At 48.0% G+C, this 18,021-nt stretch carries 16 protein-coding genes; 15 read left to right on the top strand and 1 reads right to left on the bottom strand.

Annotated elements, in window-relative coordinates; translation table 11 throughout:
* Positions 1 to 2 precede the first annotated feature (2 nt).
* From larC to ACESON_RS01280, 3 genes are all read left to right on the top strand, one after another.
* Entirely contained in the window at positions 3 to 1,340 is a 1,338-nt protein-coding gene (gene larC, locus ACESON_RS01290) for a nickel pincer cofactor biosynthesis protein LarC (RefSeq protein ID WP_373108114.1), read from the top strand.
* Between the two features lie 153 nt (positions 1,341 to 1,493).
* A complete protein-coding gene (gene larE / locus ACESON_RS01285; RefSeq protein WP_373108112.1) occupies positions 1,494 to 2,345 on the top strand; it encodes an ATP-dependent sacrificial sulfur transferase LarE in 852 nt (283 codons plus the stop codon).
* Positions 2,346 to 2,639: 294 nt separating this feature from the next.
* The gene (locus tag ACESON_RS01280; RefSeq protein WP_373108110.1) at positions 2,640 to 3,674 is read left to right on the top strand and encodes an acyltransferase family protein; all 1,035 of its coding nucleotides are present in this window, start codon (positions 2,640 to 2,642) and stop codon (positions 3,672 to 3,674) included.
* 22 nt (positions 3,675 to 3,696) lie between these two features.
* Here ACESON_RS01280 and ACESON_RS01275 read toward each other — a convergent pair whose 3' ends face one another.
* Entirely contained in the window at positions 3,697 to 4,296 is a 600-nt protein-coding gene (locus ACESON_RS01275) for a TetR/AcrR family transcriptional regulator C-terminal domain-containing protein (protein WP_177959458.1), read from the bottom strand.
* 193 nt (positions 4,297 to 4,489) lie between these two features.
* Here ACESON_RS01275 and ACESON_RS01270 point away from each other — a divergent pair, with 193 nt between their 5' ends.
* From ACESON_RS01270 to ilvB, 12 genes are all read left to right on the top strand, one after another.
* On the top strand, positions 4,490 to 5,107 hold the full coding sequence (locus ACESON_RS01270; protein ID WP_373108109.1) for an HAD family hydrolase: 618 nt from the start codon (positions 4,490 to 4,492) through the stop codon (positions 5,105 to 5,107).
* A 46-nt stretch (positions 5,108 to 5,153) separates the two neighbouring features.
* Complete coding sequence (locus ACESON_RS01265; protein ID WP_177959456.1) at positions 5,154 to 6,482, top strand: M18 family aminopeptidase; 1,329 nt, start codon at positions 5,154 to 5,156, stop codon at positions 6,480 to 6,482.
* A gap of 101 nt (positions 6,483 to 6,583) precedes the next feature.
* Entirely contained in the window at positions 6,584 to 8,035 is a 1,452-nt protein-coding gene (gene gltX / locus ACESON_RS01260; protein ID WP_177959455.1) for a glutamate--tRNA ligase, read from the top strand.
* 18 nt (positions 8,036 to 8,053) lie between these two features.
* A complete protein-coding gene (locus ACESON_RS01255; protein WP_373108107.1) occupies positions 8,054 to 9,955 on the top strand; it encodes an ATP-dependent helicase in 1,902 nt (633 codons plus the stop codon).
* Complete coding sequence (locus tag ACESON_RS01250; RefSeq protein ID WP_177959453.1) at positions 9,952 to 10,485, top strand: cob(I)yrinic acid a,c-diamide adenosyltransferase; 534 nt, start codon at positions 9,952 to 9,954, stop codon at positions 10,483 to 10,485. Before ACESON_RS01255 ends, ACESON_RS01250 begins: the two co-directional genes overlap by 4 nt.
* A 252-nt stretch (positions 10,486 to 10,737) precedes the next feature.
* Entirely contained in the window at positions 10,738 to 11,070 is a 333-nt protein-coding gene (locus ACESON_RS01245; protein ID WP_177959452.1) for a helix-turn-helix domain-containing protein, read from the top strand.
* 240 nt (positions 11,071 to 11,310) lie between these two features.
* Complete coding sequence (locus ACESON_RS01240; RefSeq protein WP_177959460.1) at positions 11,311 to 11,634, top strand: DUF1292 domain-containing protein; 324 nt, start codon at positions 11,311 to 11,313, stop codon at positions 11,632 to 11,634.
* 275 nt (positions 11,635 to 11,909) lie between these two features.
* Positions 11,910 to 12,503 (top strand): hypothetical protein, encoded by a 594-nt coding sequence (locus ACESON_RS01235; RefSeq protein WP_177959451.1) that lies wholly within the window; start codon positions 11,910 to 11,912, stop codon positions 12,501 to 12,503.
* A 17-nt stretch (positions 12,504 to 12,520) separates the two neighbouring features.
* A complete protein-coding gene (locus tag ACESON_RS01230; protein WP_177959450.1) occupies positions 12,521 to 12,904 on the top strand; it encodes a hypothetical protein in 384 nt (127 codons plus the stop codon).
* Positions 12,905 to 13,324: 420 nt separating this feature from the next.
* On the top strand, positions 13,325 to 14,410 hold the full coding sequence (gene leuB / locus ACESON_RS01225; RefSeq protein ID WP_373108105.1) for a 3-isopropylmalate dehydrogenase: 1,086 nt from the start codon (positions 13,325 to 13,327) through the stop codon (positions 14,408 to 14,410).
* An 84-nt stretch (positions 14,411 to 14,494) separates the two neighbouring features.
* Entirely contained in the window at positions 14,495 to 16,156 is a 1,662-nt protein-coding gene (gene ilvD / locus ACESON_RS01220; RefSeq protein WP_177959448.1) for a dihydroxy-acid dehydratase, read from the top strand.
* Positions 16,157 to 16,198: 42 nt separating this feature from the next.
* The gene (ilvB, locus tag ACESON_RS01215) at positions 16,199 to 17,905 is read left to right on the top strand and encodes a biosynthetic-type acetolactate synthase large subunit (protein WP_373108102.1); all 1,707 of its coding nucleotides are present in this window, start codon (positions 16,199 to 16,201) and stop codon (positions 17,903 to 17,905) included.
* Positions 17,906 to 18,021: the final 116 nt, after the last annotated feature.

Genomic DNA, 18,021 nt, shown 5'->3' with positions numbered 1-18,021 from the left:
AAATGAAAAAAATACTTTATCTGGAATGTAATTCAGGAATCAGCGGCGATATGACGGTAGGAGCTTTGCTGGATCTGGGGGCGGATCAGAAAGAGCTGGAACGGGTGCTTGACAGTATGAAGGTGGATGGATATCATCTGCACTTTGGAAGAAAAGTGACCTGCGGACTGGATGCCTTTGACTTTGATGTGCATCTGGAGCACGAACACAGCCATGATCATGAACATGACCACGATCATGAGCACAGCCACGATCATGAGCACAGCCACGATCATGAGCACGTTCACGATCATACACACAGTCATGCCTACGAGCACAGCCATGCTCATACGCACGGTCATGAACATCGCAATCTGCATGATGTCTATGCCATTATTGATCGACTGGATACCAATGAACATGTAAAAAATCTGGCCAGAAAAATGTTTCTGATTGTTGCGGAGGCAGAGTCTAAGGCTCACGGCCTTCCCATTGAACAGGTGCATTTTCATGAGGTAGGTGCAATTGACTCCATTATCGATATTGTCAGCACTGCTGTCTGTGTAGATAATCTGGGAGTAGATGAGGTTGTTGTATCTCCGCTGGCAGAAGGCCGCGGATATGTACGCTGCCAGCATGGAGTAATTCCAGTACCGGTACCGGCTACGGCCAATATTGCAGCGGCATATGATCTGGAGTTTCGTTTTACGGAAAATGACGGTGAGATGGTAACGCCAACGGGAGCTGCCATTGCAGCAGCCCTGTCAACAGGAAAGAAGCTTCCAACCGGCTGCAGAATCCGCAAAACAGGAATGGGAGCAGGCAATAAGGAGTTTCGTCAGGCAAATGTTCTGCGTGCTATGCTTTTGGAAGAAGAGGAGACACCTGAGCCGAGATTGATAGAGAAGCCGTCCGGAATGTGGGTGCTGGAAACAAATCTGGACGACTGTACAGGGGAAATGCTGGGCTTTGTGATGGAACTTCTGTTTGAGGCAGGAGCGGCAGATGTATGGTATACGCCGATTTATATGAAAAAGAACCGTCCGGCATATATGCTGTCTGTACTGTGTGACAGCCAGAGACGGGAGCAGCTGGAGGAGCTTATTTTTGCCAACACCACAACCATAGGAATTCGACGCAGTCCAGCAGAACGGACTGTTCTGGAGCGGAGAAAAACCACAGTGGATACAAAATTTGGACCAGTAGAAGTAAAACTCTGTACCCACAAGGGAAATACCTATTGCTATCCGGAGTATGAAAGTGTAAAAGCAGTATGCCAGGAAATGGGACAGAATTACCGAAGAGTGTATGGAGAAGCAGAGCAGGCGGCAAGAAAACAAAATAGCCAGGAAGAAGAATGACCGGAAAGAGGACAGCCGGAAAGACGCAATAAAGAACAGCCGAAAAAGGGATAACCGAAAAGAATCCCAAAAAGAAGCAGCAGGAAAAAGGGTAACGGAAAAGAACGATACGGAGAAAGGGCAGAAATGATGAGGGAACAACAAGAGAACATAATGCAGAATCAAATATCAGAGCAGAAAGCCCGCCTGGAAAAGAGAATGAGAGAGCTGGCTGCCGGAGATATCTGTCTGGCCTTTTCCGGAGGAGTAGATTCCAGCCTTCTTTTGAAGGCGGCAGTAGATGCTGTGGCAGAAACAGGAAAAAAGGTTTATGCCGTAACCTTTGACAGCCGCCTTCATCCGGCCTGTGATCTGGAAATTGCAGGTCAGGTGGCAAAAGAGCTGGGCGGAATTCACCAGGTGATTTCGATTGACGAGCTGGAACAGGCGGATATACGGATGAATCCGAAAAACAGATGCTATCTGTGTAAGCGAAGGCTGTTTTCCAGCTTAAAGGAATTTGCAGAGGAAAAGAAAAGCTCCTGTATTCTGGACGGAACCAATGAAGATGATATGCATGTGTATCGGCCGGGGATTCAGGCTCTTGGCGAACTGGGAATTATCAGTCCTCTGGCAGAGCTTCACATAACAAAGGCAGAGGTAAAGGCTCTGGCGTCCCTATACGGAATTTCTGTGGCCTCCAGGCCCTCCACGCCCTGTATGGCTACCAGAATTCCTTACGGAATGGAATTAAACTATGAGATTCTTACCCGGATTGGAGAGGGAGAGGCCTTTTTGCGGGAATTGTTTTCCGGCAATGTCCGGCTTCGTCTTCACGGAAATGTAGCCCGCATAGAGCTGGATCCGGAATGTCTGGAGCAGGTGCTGATAAAACGGGAGTTGGTGATTCGCCGGTTAAAGGAACTGGGCTTTCCTTATGTGACTCTGGATTTGGAGGGGTTCCGTTCTGGAAGTATGGATTTGTTTATAGAAAAGCAGACACCCGACAGCTCTGCTGTGTTGTAAGTGGGCAAGAAGAGCCTTGGCTGAACCGTTTCTGATTTTTCCAGCTTTTGAGAATGGGAGTTCACAATCCTTTCGCCTCATGATAAAATAGATGGTAACTATTCAGGACGGCGGGAGAACTGGCAGAAAAATTCTTGTCAAGCTCGCTTGTAAAGGGATTTTCCTGCCAGTTCTCACATGAGAGGAATCTCCGATGCTTCTTGTTCGGCTTTGCCGGACAAGAAGATGCCCCGTCTTGAACAGTTACAGTGGAAATAATAAAAAGTAACAGTTCATGGGAGGGAGGCGGACGCGGTGACAGAATCAGAGTTCCGAAAAAAGGTGATTTGGTTCACATTTTTGTTCAGCCTTCTTGTAGTATGGGTTCATTCTTATAATGCGGAGCTGTTTCTGGGATGGTCAGAGGATGCGGCAGACGTGTACTGGGCAGAGCATCTGATAGGAGATTTTCTGGGGCAGGTTGCAGTACCGGGGTTTTTTATGATTTCCGGGTATCTGTTTTACCGTGGCTTTCGCTGGGAAATGCTGTGGGGCAAATGGAACCGTAGGATTCGCAGTCTTCTTGTGCCGTTTATTTTGTGGAATTTTCTGTATTATATAGGATATGTGATTGGAAGCCGTCTTCCCTGGGTGACAGATGTAGTAGGAAAGGGAACGATACCCTTTACTCTGGGAGCTGCCATAGATGCAGTGATCAATTATACTTATAATTATGTGTTCTGGTATCTTTATCAGCTGATTGCTCTGACACTTCTGGCCCCTGTGCTTTACCCGCTTCTGAAAAGATGGCAGACAAGAATCGGACTTATGGCGGTGTTGTGGTGGATGGCGTGGAAGGACATCCAGCTTCCGGCAGTCAATGTGGATGCTTTGATTTATTATGGGACAGCAGCTTCCCTGGCTATGGTAAAAAACAAAAGGATCTGGAGTCCAGAGGCGTCCTGGAGCCCCTGCAGGGCTTTTGTCGGGGCAGCTTTTGTGCTCTTTTCTGGCTGGGCGTATTTCTGGGGGCTGTCTCGGGCGATCATTCCGGGCTTTGTTCTGTGCCGTCTGCTGGCGGCAGCCGGTCTGTGGCTGATACTGCCGGGAGAAAGACTTCCAAAGCCAAGGGATTTTATGAATTACAGCTTTTTTCTTTATTCTACGCATTTTGCGCTTGTGCGTCTGATCAACAAAACAGCGGCCCGGCTCTGGAATCCGGTTAAATGGGAGCCGTTTGCGCTGTTTCTGGTTATGCCGGTTCTGGTGCTGGCGATCAGCTATTTGGTAGGGAAGTGGCTGCGCCGGTATCTGCCCTCATGCTGGAAGCTGCTGAACGGCTTTCGATAGAGCTGCGGAAAAAAGGACAGCTTTAACTGGCAGCGGAACTGTCCTTTTTCAGAAGCTGAAGGGCAGTGCCCAGAACTGCCTGATCGGCAATTTCAGCCAGCTGTTCCCTGGGAAGAGCCTGACCGGAGTCCAGCCAATGCTTCATCAGGCCAATGAGCCCGCAGGTAATAAATTCAAAAAAATAATCTACAACTGCGCCTTCTGTATCAGGAAAAAGCTCCTGAATGATTTCCTGGCCGTTTTCGTGGATTCCCTGGCGAAGGCGGCTGAGAAAATCAATAGCAGCACTGTTTTCGAAAAGGACCCGGCAAATGCCGGCATTCTCGCTGACATAATCAATCAGGGGATTCAGCATGGGCATGAGAGAGCGCTTCTGAGGCGCTTCCCGGTACTGATCCAGCATTTGCTGAAACTCCAGCAGGGTTTCATTTTCAATATCCTGCAGAAGATGGCGGGTGTCCTGATAGTGGAGATAAAAGGTTCCTCTGTTTAAATCGGCCCTCTCTGTCACTTCCCGGACAGAAATATTCATAAATTCTTTTTCCTGCATCAGTTGGATAAGACTTTCTTTCAAAAGTCTGCGAGTCCGGCGGATGCGGCGATCCTGTTTGCTTTCCTGCATAATACTCCTTATCTAAATATGAACGAAATATAAAAAAATGTTGATTAACGAATAATTGTATTATAAAGTACGAATGTTGAGAAGTCAACGCGGTTTCCTTTTTTCAGTGGGTTTCTTTTTGTCAGTAAATATGCTACAATCTTAGCATGGCTTTTGGATTTTGATGCAGAGGCGATATAGCAGGAGGAACAGGATGATAAAAAACATTGTTTTTGATATGGGAAAGGTTCTTGTGGGATATGACGGAATGCGTGTCTGCGAGCATTTCCTGCAGGATCCGTCTGATCAGCAGCAGGTGCATACGGCTGTGTTTGTATCTCCCGAATGGGTTCAGCTGGATATGGGCGTGATTCCTGAGGAACAGGCTCTGGCACAGATGTGTTCCCGGCTTCCTGAAAGGCTTCGGCAGCCGGCGGCCCTCTGTATGGAAAACTGGCACAGATATTGTATGTGGCCCATAGAAGGAGCAGGCGATGTGGTGAGAGAGTACAAGGAAAAGGGCTATGGGATTTATCTTTGCTCCAATGCATCTCTCCGTCTCCTGGACTGCTACCGACAGGTGATTCCGGCCATTGATTGTTTTGACGGAGTGCTGTTTTCTGCAGAGGTAAAATGCATGAAGCCGCAGAAGGAGATGTATCTTCATCTGTTTGAGCGGTTTGGGCTGAGGCCGGAGGAATGTTATTTTATTGATGATCAGCCGTTGAATATTGAAGGCGCCCGAAACTGCGGAATGGATGGCTTCTGCCACCGTGGCGGAAGCGCGGCGACATTGAAAAAAGCCCTGGAGAAGGCTCTTGGGTCTTTCTGAGCAATTACAGGATACCGAAAGGAAAGGATAGAAAGAGGTAGTCAGAATGAAAGAATTTAATTTTGAAAAAACAAATCAGGAGCTGATGGAATTTCTGGACAACAGCCCCAGCAGCTTCCATGCAGTTGCCAATATGAAGGCTATGCTGGAGGAGGCCGGCTGCAGCTGTCTTCTGGAGGGAGAAAAGTGGCAGCTGGAGCCGGGAAAGGGCTACTATGTAACCCGCAATGACTCTGCTCTGATTGCATTCCGGATTCCCAAAAAGGATTTTACCGGATTTCAGGTTATGGCAAGCCACAGCGATTCCCCTGTATTTAAAGTAAAGGCAAATGCAGAGATCGAAGTAGAGAAGCATTATGTAAAGCTGAATGTAGAAAAATACGGCGGCATGATCTGCTCTCCGTGGCTGGATCGCCCCCTTTCTGTGGCAGGACGGATTGTGGTAAAAACAGAGAATGGAGTGGAAACGAGACTGGTGAAGGTGGATCGGGATCTGCTGATTATCCCTAATCTTGCCATTCATATGAACCGGAGCGTAAACGATGGATATGAGTTTAATGCCCAGAAGGATATGCTTCCTCTGTTCTGCGGCGGCGGACAGGAGAAGGGCTGCTTCCTTGCTATGATTGCTGCAGAGGCAGGCGTTAAGCAGGAAGATATTCTGGATACAGATCTTTTCCTGTACAACCGGGATAAGGGAACCACCTTTGGCTTAAACGGCGAGTATATTGCCAGCCCGCATTTGGATGATCTTCAGTGTGCATTTTCATCCTTAAAGGGATTTCTGGCAGCAGAGCCTAAGGACAGCGTTGCCGTTCACTGTGTTCTGGACAATGAAGAGGTAGGCAGCGGCACCAAGCAGGGAGCGGCATCTACCTTCTTAAAGGATGTGCTTCACCGGATCAACAGCGCTATGGGACGGACCGAGGAGGAATTTTTGACGGCAGTTGCTTCCAGCTTTATGGTTTCTGCAGACAATGCTCATGGAATTCATCCCAATCAGGCAGACAAGGCAGACCCCACCAACCGTCCGTATTTAAATGAGGGTATTGTAATTAAATACAGCGCTAATCAGAAATACACCACAGACGCAATTTCAGGAGCTCTCTTTAAGGCTCTGTGTCAGCAGGCAGAGGTTCCCTTCCAGACCTTCCATAACCGGTCTGATATGCTGGGCGGCTCTACTCTGGGCAACATTTCCGGCAACCAGGTGGCCTTTAACACCGTAGATATCGGTCTGCCCCAGCTGGCTATGCATTCCTGTTTTGAAACTGCGGGAAGCAAGGATACTGCATATCTGGTAGAAGCAGCAAGGGTTCTGTTCTCCTCTTCCGTATATGGAACAGGAAATGGCAATTACCGTCTTTCCTTTTAAGTGACAGTGGTATATAATGTTGCCTGAAGAGGTACAAAAAGGGCGAAAGACCAGAGGAAAAGGGTCGAAGCTGCCCATAAGAAGATAAGGAGTGTTTAGACATGACAAAGATTAGAACAAGATACGCACCCAGCCCTACCGGCCGGATGCATGTGGGCAATCTGAGAACAGCGCTGTATGCCTATCTGATTGCCAAGCATGAAGGCGGAGATTTTCTGCTGCGTATTGAGGATACGGATCAGGAGCGCTATGTAGAAGGCGCTACGGAGATTATTTACAGAACTCTGGCTCAGACCGGCCTGATTCATGATGAAGGACCGGATAAGGACGGCGGTTGCGGTCCCTATATTCAGAGTGAGCGGCAGAAAGCGGGAATTTACCTGGAATATGCAAAAAAGCTGATTGAAAAAGGAGAGGCATATTATTGCTTCTGTACTCAGGAGCGTCTGGATTCCCTGAAAACTACAGTCAACGGCGAAGAGATCATGACCTATGATAAGCATTGCCTGCATCTGTCTAAGGAAGAGATAGAAGCCAATCTGGCAGCAGGAATGCCTTATGTAATCCGCCAGAACAATCCGACTGAGGGAACGACTACCTTTAATGATGAGATTTACGGCGATATTACGGTAGACAACTCTGAGCTGGATGATATGGTTCTGATTAAATCCGACGGCTATCCTACTTACAACTTTGCAAACGTAGTGGATGACCATCTGATGGGAATTACCCATGTAGTTCGGGGCAATGAATACTTATCCTCTTCTCCTAAGTACAACCGTCTTTATGACGCTTTTGGCTGGGAAGTTCCGGTTTATGTACACTGCCCGTTGATTACAGATGAGTTCCACAAAAAGCTGTCCAAGAGAAGCGGACATTCTTCCTTTGAGGATCTGATCGAGCAGGGCTTTGTGGCAGAGGCTGTTGTAAATTATGTGGCTCTGCTGGGCTGGTCTCCGGTAGACAATCAGGAGATTTTCTCTCTGGATGAGCTGGTTAAGTCATTTGACTACCGTAATATCAGCAAGTCCCCGGCAGTTTTTGATATTGTCAAATTAAAATGGATGAACGGCGAGTATTTAAAGGCTATGGATTTTGATCGTTTCTATGAGATGGCTGAGCCGTATATCCGTCAGGTGATCAAAAAGGATCTGGATCTGAAAAAGATCGCAGCTATGGTGAAGACAAGAATTGAGATTTTCCCGGATATTGCGGATCACATTGACTTTTTCCAGGAGCTTCCGGAATATGATGTAGCAATGTACACACACAAGAAAATGAAAACCAACGGGGAAAATTCCCTTCAGGTATTGAAGGATGTGCTTCCGATTCTGGAGGCCCAGGAAGACTTTACCAACGATGCTCTTTATGCATCTCTGGCGCAGTATGTATCTGACAATGGATTTAAGACTGGCTTTGTAATGTGGCCTATCCGTACTGCCGTATCCGGAAAGCAGATGACTCCGGCTGGTGCAACAGAGATTATGGAGGTACTGGGCAAGGAGGAATCTCTGGCCAGAATCCGCCGGGGAATTGAGCTTTTAAGCCAGTAGAGGAGAGACAGAAGCTTCATGGCATTTCATAAATCACAGCTGCAAGCCATCCGCCATCTGAAGGGGCCCATGATGGTTCTTGCAGGACCGGGCTCCGGAAAAACCACGGTAATCACCCACCGGGTCAGATGTCTGGTGGAGGGCTACGGGGTGGATCCGGGAAGTATCCTGGTTATTACATTTACAAAAGCTGCTGCCTCAGAGATGAGGCAGCGTTTCCAGAAGCTGATGGAGGGACGGAGTCTCCCCGTCAGCTTTGGTACCTTTCACGCGGTATTTTTCAGTATTCTCAAACATGCATACCGCTATGATGCCTCCAACATTGTCCGGGAGGAGCAGCGGATTCAGCTGATGCGGGAGCTGGTGGATCGATACCGGATTGATGTGGAGGATGAGGGTGAATTTATCAGCTCCATTTTATCGGAAATCAGCATGGTCAAAGGCGAGATGATGAGTCTGGAGCACTATTATTCCAAAAACTGTTCAGAAGAAATATTTAAAAAGCTCTACGAGGGCTATAACCGGGGCCTGGAGTCAAAGGGACTTCTTGACTTTGATGATATGCTGGTGATGTGCTACCAGCTGTTTGATCAGAGAAAGGATATTCTGGCGGCATGGCAGCGCAGGTACCGGTTTATTTTGATTGACGAATTTCAGGATATTAACCGGGTTCAGTATGAAATCGTAAAAATGCTGGCTGCACCGGAGAACAATCTGTTCATTGTAGGAGATGATGATCAGTCTATTTACCGGTTCCGGGGAGCAAAACCGGAGATTATGCTGGGCTTTGAAAAGGATTATCCAACAGCAAAGAGAACCCTTTTGGGGATTAACTACCGTTCCTCCTCCTCTATTGTGGATGCGGCGGGCCGTCTGATTCGCCACAATAAAATGCGGTTTGACAAAGAAATCCAGGCGTTTCGGGGAGCGGGCCGGCCTGTGGCTGTTATGGGCTTTGCGGATGCCCATACAGAAACCAGAACGATTGTGGAGGAAATTCAGGATTATGTGCGGATGGGATATCATCTGTCGGATATTGCAGTGCTTTACCGGACCAGCATGGAGCCGCGGCTTTTAATGGAGCGGATGATGGAATGGAACCTTCCCTTCCGGATGAAGGATTCTCTTCCCAACCTGTATGAGCACTGGATTACCCAGGATATCCTGGCTTATATCCGCATAGCAGGCGATGAACTGGCAAAGCACAGACAGGCTCGGAGAGCAGATGTGCTGCGGGTGATCAATCGTCCGAAAAGATTTGTCAGCCGGGATGCTCTGGAGGGACAGATTATCTCCTGGGATAGTCTGAAGTCCTGGTATCAGGACAGAGGATGGATGGTAGAGCGGATTGAACAGCTGGAGTATGACTTAAAGATGATTGGCAGAATGGCTCCCGTGGCGGCGGTGAATTATATCCGCAAGGCAGTAGGCTACGACGACTATCTTCGGGAATACGCTGAGAACAGGAGAATGAAGGCAGAGGATCTGCTGCAGATTGCAGATCAGCTTCAGGAGAGCGCTTCCTCCTACAAAACAATGGATGCGTGGCAGGAGCATATGAGGGAATATGGAGAACAGCTCCGACAGCAGCTTGCTAATCGGGACAGCCTGAATACAGACTGTGTTTCTCTGATGACTATGCACAGCTCTAAGGGATTGGAATTTCCGATTGTCTATATTTTAGATGCGAATGAAGGCGTGACTCCTCATCATAAGGCTGTTCTGGAGGCAGATCTGGAAGAAGAACGGCGGATGTTTTATGTGGCCATGACAAGGGCCAAAGATCGGCTTCATGTATATTATGCCAGAGAGCGGTATGGACGTCCTCAGGAAAGATCCCGTTTTATTGATGAATATCTGGAAGCACCTGGCTCTGTGCCGGGAAACGTCAACTGGGAGAAAGGCAGAGGAAAGCAGTGAAACAGCAAAAAGGATATGTTCACATATACTGCGGAGACGGAAAGGGAAAGACCACGGCAGCGGTAGGGCTGGCGGTTCGGGCCGCCGGACGTGGAATGAGAGTTCTGATAGTCCGGTTTCTGAAAACAGAGGATTCCGGAGAGGTTTCCGTTCTGCGCCGGATTCCGGGGATAGAGGTGGTTCCCTGTGAAAAAACCTTCGGCTTTACATTTCGTATGACAGAAGAGGAGCGGCGGGAGGCGTCAGAGTGGTATGGACAGATGCTGGAAACGGCATGTGCCAGGGCAGTGAAGGAAAAATTTGATCTGGTTATTTTTGATGAGATTATGGCCGCCTGCAATACTGGACTGACGAAGGAAGAGAGAGTGGCGGAATTTTTAAAAACCAGGCCGGAGGGAATGGAGGTTGTACTTACCGGGAGAAATCCTTCGGACTGCATGAAAAAAATGGCAGATTATATTTCAGAAATCCACGCGGAAAAGCATCCCTTTGAAAAGGGAATTGGGGCACGAAAGGGAATTGAGTATTAAAAAGCGTCAGGCATGGCGGTGAAAGGCCGGTATGCCTGCGCTTTTTCTTTTTGGTGGAAGAAACATTTTTTTGGAAAAATTGGAAAAATATGTCAAATATACGTCATATAATATCAAAATATTAAATCTATGTTCTGGTTATAAAATCCAATAAGATTAAGACGGACACTGTTAAGGATACAGTACCCGAAAAACAACAGATATATATCAGGCTTGCGCAGATGAGACATACGGATGAGAAGGAGAAAGAACATGGATAACGAGCGGATTCTCAGGAAAATAGAGGAATTAATGGAGCTGAGAGGGATGACCCGGTATCGGCTTTCTAAAATGAGCGGAATCAAGCAGTCTACTTTGACTACGATGTTAAATAAGCGCAGCGTAATCAGTATCAGCAGCCTGGATAAAATATGCAGAGCCTTTGGACTGCAGCTTTCAGAATTTTTTGCTATGATTGAGGAAAACCGCGAACAGGACGGATTGACAGACTTTCCGGTAGCAGAATGGGAACCGCTTCCCTCAGAGCACAAGCAGGTACTGGTGGGAATTATGCAGCTGTTTCGTAATTATCTGAAAAAATCGTAACTGTTCAGGACGGGGCATCTTCTTGTTCGGCAAAGCCGGACAAGAAGCATCGGAGATTCCTCCGATGTGAGAACTGGCAGAAAAATCCCTTTACAAGCGAACTCTACAAGAATTTTTTCTGCCAGTTCTCCCGCCGTCCTGAATAGTTACAAAAAATCTTGATTTCATAGGGAAAGTTTGATAAAGTGTAACTGTGAGACTATGGCGGCAAGCCAGACGAGAAAGAGAGGGACAACTTACATGGCACAGAATCCCAATGAAGAACTGGAACAGGAAGAGATGACTGTCACACTGACTCTGGATGACGGAAGTGAGCTGGAGTGTGTGGTGCTGACGATTTTCGAAGCAGGCGACAGAGATTACATTGCGCTGCTTCCGATGGAAGGCGCTGAGGCTGAAGAGGGCGAGGTATATCTGTATCGTTATACAGAGGATGCAGACGGAAATCCCAGCCTGGACAACATCATGGATGATGATGAGTATGAGATCGTAGCAGACGCATTTGACGAGCTTCTGGATGATCAGGAGTTTGATGAGCTGGTAGGCGAAGAGGATCTGGATTAATGCTATTTGAACGGCGGCAGAGAAAATTCTCTGCCGTTTTTCCATATTATAGGGAAGTGTGTTTTATAATGCAAAATGCTTCGCGAAGAATATGCACTGTGTGCCAGAGAAAAAGGTCTGCTGACGCAGCTGTGCTTTGGTTCGAGAATGTGCCAGGGTACTTTCTTTCCTGGGCTGGTATGGCTGTATGTCGTAACAGAGACAGGGAATTGTAAGGAAAAATTTATTGACAAACAAGACCCCAAAACGTATGATTAATCCATAGAAGAGAAGAAATGAAAAATGAGAAAGAGGTTACAGCGATAACCGCTGTTGGAAAAGGAGATGGATTTGCAATGAAGAAAAATATATTCCGGGTGATGGCCCTGACAGCAGTATTCGCATCACTGTCCACCACGGCAGCCTTTGCGGCACACTGGGGAACCGTTGGAAAAGACTGGTTTTATTATCTGGACGACGGTACGGTGGCAAAAAATATGTGGGTAAACACAACTGCAGAAGATGGAACTGTCACTGCTTCCTACTGGGTCAAGAGTAATGGCAAGATGGCTGTAACTGAGTGGCTCTATGATGGAGAATCCTGGTATTACGTAGACGGCAGCGGTCTGACCATGAAGGATCAGCTTTTAAAGCTGAATTCTGATCTGTACTGGCTGGATCCGGATGGAAAGATGGTTTCTAATGACTGGAGACAGACAGAAGATGGAAAGTGGTATTTTTTCCAGGAAAATGGCGTAGCGCTTAAGAATGGCTGGAAGGTTATTGACGGTGAAGAGTATTATTTCTTAAAGAGCGGTGTTCTGGCTGTGGATGCGCTGGTGCCCGGCGGGTATCGTGTGGATGCTTCCGGTCGGAAGATCATTCATTAAAAGGAGCGGATGGCAAGATGAGAAGAACAGGAACGGCACTGATACTGACAGTACTGATGGTTCTGGCTTCTGCATTTCCCGTACTGGCGCAGACCGGATGGGTGCGCAGCGGAGAATCATGGAATTATTACAAATCAGACGGCACGATGGCTTCCAATCAGTGGATTAAGAGCGGAGATGTTCTGTTCTGGATTCAGGAGGATGGAACCATGGCAGTCAATACCTGGCTGGAGTCGGGAGATGAAAAGTACTGGCTTGATGGAAGCGGCGCGGCAGTGACCGGCTGGCAGGAGATTGATGGAAAGTGGTATTATTTTCAGGAAGATAATACGATGGCTACTGACATGACCATTGACAGCTACTATGTAGGCAAGGATGGAGCATGGGTAGTAGGAAAGTAACCTTTATAATGTGCAGAATGAGGCAGAGAGGCAGCAAAGGCGGTCACTCTGCCTGTTTTTATGTCATAGGAAATTACGTCCTATGACATAAAAACGTTCCGCGGGGATCGCCATGGGGCGGAAGAGAATTTTGTCGCAGAAGCGACCCGCCGCAGGCGGAGAAGCTCGCGAGCGAGCTTCTTTCTTAGTCATAGGAAATTACGTCCTATGACATAAAAACGCTCCGCGGGGATCGCCATGGGTTGGAAGAAGGGAGCAGGGCTTTTTATAATAACCTGTAGTTATGGGAAAAATTCCATTCATGTATGGATTTCGTGAATAAATTCACGTTGATTAGTTGAAAAATGCTGTCAAATGCGATAATATGAAAAGAAACACCAGAAAGAAGAAAATAACAGGGATAAAAAGGGGAGAATGGCAATGAATTGTAAGATTACAACCATTCCGGGTGATGGGATCGGACCGGAGATTGTACGGGAGGCGTGCAGGGTTCTGGACAAGGCAGGCCAGGTTTTTGGTCATACCTTTACTTACACAGAGGTGCTGATGGGCGGATGTTCTATTGACAAATATGGAGTGCCTCTGACAGAGGAAGCCCTGGAGACAGCGAAAAACAGCGATGCGGTTCTCCTTGGAGCAGTAGGCGGAAATGTGGGAAATTCCAGATGGTATGATGTGGCTCCTAATTTAAGACCAGAGGCAGGACTTCTGGCTATTCGAAAGGGGCTGAATCTTTTTGCCAATATCCGTCCGGCCTACTTATATCAGGAGCTGGCCGATGCCTGTCCCCTGAAAAAGGAGATTATCGGAGATGGCTTTGATATGGTGATTATGAGAGAGCTGACTGGCGGTCTGTATTTCGGAGAACGTCATACAGAGGAGGTAGACGGAGTTCTGCAGGCAACAGATACCCTTACCTACAATGAGAATGAGATTCGCCGGATTGCAGTTAAGGCTTTTGATATTGCCATGAAGCGGAAAAAGCATGTGATCAGTGTGGATAAGGCGAATGTGCTGGATTCTTCCCGTCTGTGGAGAAAGGTTGTGGAAGAAGTTGCAGCGGATTATCCGGAGGTGAAGCTGGAGCATATGCTGGTTGATAACTGTGCAATGCAGCTGGTGATGAATCCGGGGCAGTTTGATGTAGTTCTGACAGAGAATATGTTTGGCGATATTCTATCAGATGAGGCCAGCATGATTACCGGATCTATTGGAATGCTTTCTTCAGCCAGCTTAAATGAGACAAAATTTGGCATGTATGAGCCCAGTCACGGCTCAGCACCGGATATTGCAGGAAAGGACATTGCCAATCCGATTGCAACGATACTTTCAGCAGCCATGATGCTTCGTTACTCCTTTGACTTGGATCGGGAGGCAGATGCTATTGAGGCGGCTGTGCAGAAGGCGCTTACAGAGGGCTATCGAACCAGCGATATTATGGCAGAGGGCTGTACCCTGGTAGGAACTACCCGGATGGGCGAGCTGATTGCCGGATATATTGAGTAAGTGCAGCTATTCAGAAAAACAGATACTTTAGTAGCATAGAAAATACAGCGGATCAAGCGCAAGACAGAAGGAGGATATGCAGCAATGAGAAGTGATAATGCGAAATCAGGGATGCAGCAGGCGCCGGCCCGCTCACTCTTTCGGGCCCTGGGACTGACAGATGAGGAGATGGAGCGTCCCCTGGTTGGTATTGTAAGCTCTTATAATGAGATTGTTCCGGGACATATGAACCTGGATAAAATAGTAGATGCAGTGAAGCAGGGTGTGGCTATGGCAGGAGGCACTCCGATTGTGTTTCCGGCTATTGCAGTCTGCGACGGAATTGCCATGGGCCATGTGGGTATGAAATACTCTCTGGTTACCAGAGACTTGATTGCCGATTCTACAGAATGTATGGCAATGGCTCATCAGTTTGACGCACTGGTAATGGTGCCGAACTGTGACAAGAATGTTCCCGGACTTTTAATGGCAGCGGCAAGACTGAATATTCCCACTGTGTTTGTCAGCGGCGGTCCTATGCTGGCAGGTCATGTAAAAGGGCAGAAGAGAAGCCTTTCCAGTATGTTTGAGGCAGTAGGCTCCTATGCGGCAGGAACCATGACTGAGGAGGATGTGAAGGAATTTGAGTGTAAGGTTTGTCCTACCTGTGGTTCCTGCTCCGGTATGTATACGGCCAACAGCATGAACTGTCTCACAGAGGTTCTGGGTATGGGTCTTCAGGGCAACGGAACCATTCCTGCCGTATATTCAGAACGTCTTGTTCTGGCAAAGCATGCCGGCATGGCAGTAATGGAAATGCTGAAGAAGAATATCTGCCCCCGGGATATTATGACAGAAGCGGCTTTTCGAAATGCTCTGACGATGGATATGGCTCTTGGCTGCAGCACCAACAGTATGCTTCATCTTCCGGCGATTGCCCACGAGGCAGGCGTAGAGCTGAACGTAGATATTGCCAATGAAATCAGTGCAAAAACCCCAAACCTCTGTCATCTGGCTCCGGCAGGTCCTACCTATATGGAGGATCTCAATGAGGCAGGCGGTATTTATGCAGTGATGAATGAGATCAGCAAGCTGGGATTGCTTAATCTGGACTGTATGACTGTTACAGGAAAGACCGTAGGGGAGAATATCAAAAACTGTTTCAATAAGAATCCGGAGGTCATCCGAACAGTAGAAAATCCTTACTCCGCAACCGGCGGTATTGCTGTTTTGAGAGGAAATCTGGCTCCGGATTCCTGCGTGGTAAAGCGCTCTGCCGTAGTACCGGAGATGCTGGTTCACGAAGGGCCTGCCCGTGTCTTTGACTGTGAGGACGATGCTATTGCAGCAATCAAGGGCGGAAAGATTGTGGCCGGAGATGTGGTGGTAATCCGCTACGAAGGTCCTAAGGGAGGTCCGGGTATGAGAGAAATGCTGAATCCCACCTCAGCTATTGCCGGTATGGGACTTGGTTCCTCTGTGGCTCTGGTGACAGACGGACGGTTCAGCGGCGCATCCCGAGGCGCATCCATCGGACATGTGTGTCCGGAGGCTGCAGCAGGCGGCCCTATTGGCCTGGTACAGGAGGGAGATATTATCGCAATAGATATCAATGCCAATACCATTAACATGAAGGTATCGGATGAGGAGCTGGAGAGACGGCGGGCAAACTGGACGCCAAAGAAGACAGAGGCGACAGGATATCTGAAACGGTATGCCCAGCTGGTTACCAGCGCAGATAAAGGCGCTGTATTGATGGGAAATTAATGCAAACAGAAGAGATAGCTTAATAGATAAGGAGTTTTTAACATGGCCGAAACCAGAGTATTGAACGGCTCGGAGATTCTGATTGAATGTCTGAAGGAACAGGGAGTAAAAACTGTATTTGGATATCCGGGCGGCGCAATTTTGAATATATACGACGCTCTTTACAAGCATCAGGATGAGATTACCCATATTCTGACTTCCCACGAGCAGGGAGCTGCTCATGCGGCAGACGGTTATGCAAGGGCAACCGGAAAGGTAGGCGTGTGTCTGGCCACATCCGGTCCGGGAGCCACCAATCTGGTAACTGGAATTGCAACTGCCTGTATGGATTCCATACCGGTAGTAGCCATTACCTGTAATGTAGGCGTGAGCCTTCTGGGACGAGACAGCTTCCAGGAGATTGATATTGCCGGTGTGACCATGCCTATTACCAAATACAATTTTATCGTAAAAGATATTAAAAAGCTGGCCTATACGGTGCGCAGAGCTTTTACTATTGCCCAGAGCGGCCGCCCGGGCCCGGTTCTTATTGATATTACAAAGGATGTGACTGCGGCAGAGTACGAATACACACCGCAGGAGCCGGAACCGATTGTCCGTCAGAAGGATACAATCCGGGATGAAGATATGGAAGTGGCTCTGGAAATGATCCGCAATGCGCAGAAACCTTTTATTCTGGTAGGAGGGGGCGCTGTGCTGTCCAATGCCAGCGAAGAGCTGCGGACCCTGGCGCACAGAATCCAGGCTCCGGTGGCAGACACCCTGATGGGAAAAGGAGCCTTTGACGGAGAGGATGAGCTGTATACCGGAATGGTGGGTATGCATGGAACGAAGACCTCCAACTTTGGTATTTCCGAATGTGATTTGCTGATTGTAGCCGGAGCACGTTTCAGTGATCGAGTAACGGGAAATGCTTCTAAATTTGCGAAAAATGCAAAAATTCTGCACATTGATGTGGATCCAGCGGAGATTAACAAAAATATTCGTACCCATGCCAGTGTGATTGGAGATCTGAAGCTGGTACTCAGACGGCTGAATGCCCGTCTGGATCCGATGAATCATGAGGAATGGGTGGCCCATATTGAGCGGCTGAAGGATATGTATCCGCTGAGATACGATAAAACACAGCTGACCGGCCCGTTTATTATGGAAACCATTGATGAACTGACCCACGGAGATGCGCTGATTGTTACAGAGGTAGGGCAGCATCAGATGTGGGCAGCGCAGTATTACAAGTATAAAAAGCCGAGAACCTTTCTTACCTCCGGCGGTCTGGGAACCATGGGCTACGGCCTGGGAGCAGCCTTGGGAGCCAAGATGGGATGTGGCGATATGGGATGTCCCGACAAGCCGGTATTTAACATTGCCGGGGACGGATGCTTCCGCATGAATATGAACGAGATTGCAACAGCAACCCGCTACGGCATCCCTGTGATTCAGGTGGTTATCAATAACCATGTTCTGGGAATGGTTCGCCAGTGGCAGACTTTGTTCTACGGCAAGCGTTATTCACATACGGTATTAAATGACTCCGTTGATTTTGTCAAGCTGGCAGAGGCAATGGGAGCAAAGGCCTATCGGATAACGAAAAAGGAGGAGCTGAGGCCAGTGCTTCAGGAGGCCATGGCTTTAGGCGCTCCGGTGGTTATTGACTGCCAGATTAACTGCGATGATAAGGTTTATCCGATGGTATCTCCGGGAGCTCCGATTCAGGATGCTTTTGACGATACAGATTTAAAGATCCGTTAAGAAAGGATTCAAAAAGAATCCGGCGAGAGGGGAAAACAAACGGAAAAATCCGTTTTGTTTCTATATTGTTCCCGGGAAAGAATGTTTTCCGGGAGCGGAAGGCCCAGTTTCCGGGC

This window comes from Lachnoclostridium sp. Marseille-P6806, from assembly GCF_964238185.1.
Lineage (GTDB): Bacteria > Bacillota > Clostridia > Lachnospirales > Lachnospiraceae > Brotaphodocola.
This window is presented reverse-complemented; position numbering and strand designations above follow the sequence as displayed.

What these genes read in the sequence shown, in the direction of transcription:
- ACESON_RS01240 (WP_177959460.1), top strand. Translation starts at nt 11,311, where the DNA reads ATGGCACAGAATCCCAATGAAGAACTGGAACAGGAAGAGATGACTGTC.
- ilvB (WP_373108102.1), top strand. Translation starts at nt 16,199, where the DNA reads ATGGCCGAAACCAGAGTATTGAACGGCTCGGAGATTCTGATTGAATGT.
- ACESON_RS01235 (WP_177959451.1), top strand. Translation starts at nt 11,910, where the DNA reads ATGAAAAATGAGAAAGAGGTTACAGCGATAACCGCTGTTGGAAAAGGA.
- ACESON_RS01270 (WP_373108109.1), top strand. Translation starts at nt 4,490, where the DNA reads ATGATAAAAAACATTGTTTTTGATATGGGAAAGGTTCTTGTGGGATAT.
- ACESON_RS01265 (WP_177959456.1), top strand. Translation starts at nt 5,154, where the DNA reads ATGAAAGAATTTAATTTTGAAAAAACAAATCAGGAGCTGATGGAATTT.
- gltX (WP_177959455.1), top strand. Translation starts at nt 6,584, where the DNA reads ATGACAAAGATTAGAACAAGATACGCACCCAGCCCTACCGGCCGGATG.
- ilvD (WP_177959448.1), top strand. Translation starts at nt 14,495, where the DNA reads ATGAGAAGTGATAATGCGAAATCAGGGATGCAGCAGGCGCCGGCCCGC.
- leuB (WP_373108105.1), top strand. Translation starts at nt 13,325, where the DNA reads ATGAATTGTAAGATTACAACCATTCCGGGTGATGGGATCGGACCGGAG.
- larE (WP_373108112.1), top strand. Translation starts at nt 1,494, where the DNA reads ATGCAGAATCAAATATCAGAGCAGAAAGCCCGCCTGGAAAAGAGAATG.
- larC (WP_373108114.1), top strand. Translation starts at nt 3, where the DNA reads ATGAAAAAAATACTTTATCTGGAATGTAATTCAGGAATCAGCGGCGAT.
- ACESON_RS01230 (WP_177959450.1), top strand. Translation starts at nt 12,521, where the DNA reads ATGAGAAGAACAGGAACGGCACTGATACTGACAGTACTGATGGTTCTG.
- ACESON_RS01245 (WP_177959452.1), top strand. Translation starts at nt 10,738, where the DNA reads ATGGATAACGAGCGGATTCTCAGGAAAATAGAGGAATTAATGGAGCTG.
- ACESON_RS01275 (WP_177959458.1), bottom strand. Translation starts at nt 4,296, where the DNA reads ATGCAGGAAAGCAAACAGGATCGCCGCATCCGCCGGACTCGCAGACTT.
- ACESON_RS01255 (WP_373108107.1), top strand. Translation starts at nt 8,054, where the DNA reads ATGGCATTTCATAAATCACAGCTGCAAGCCATCCGCCATCTGAAGGGG.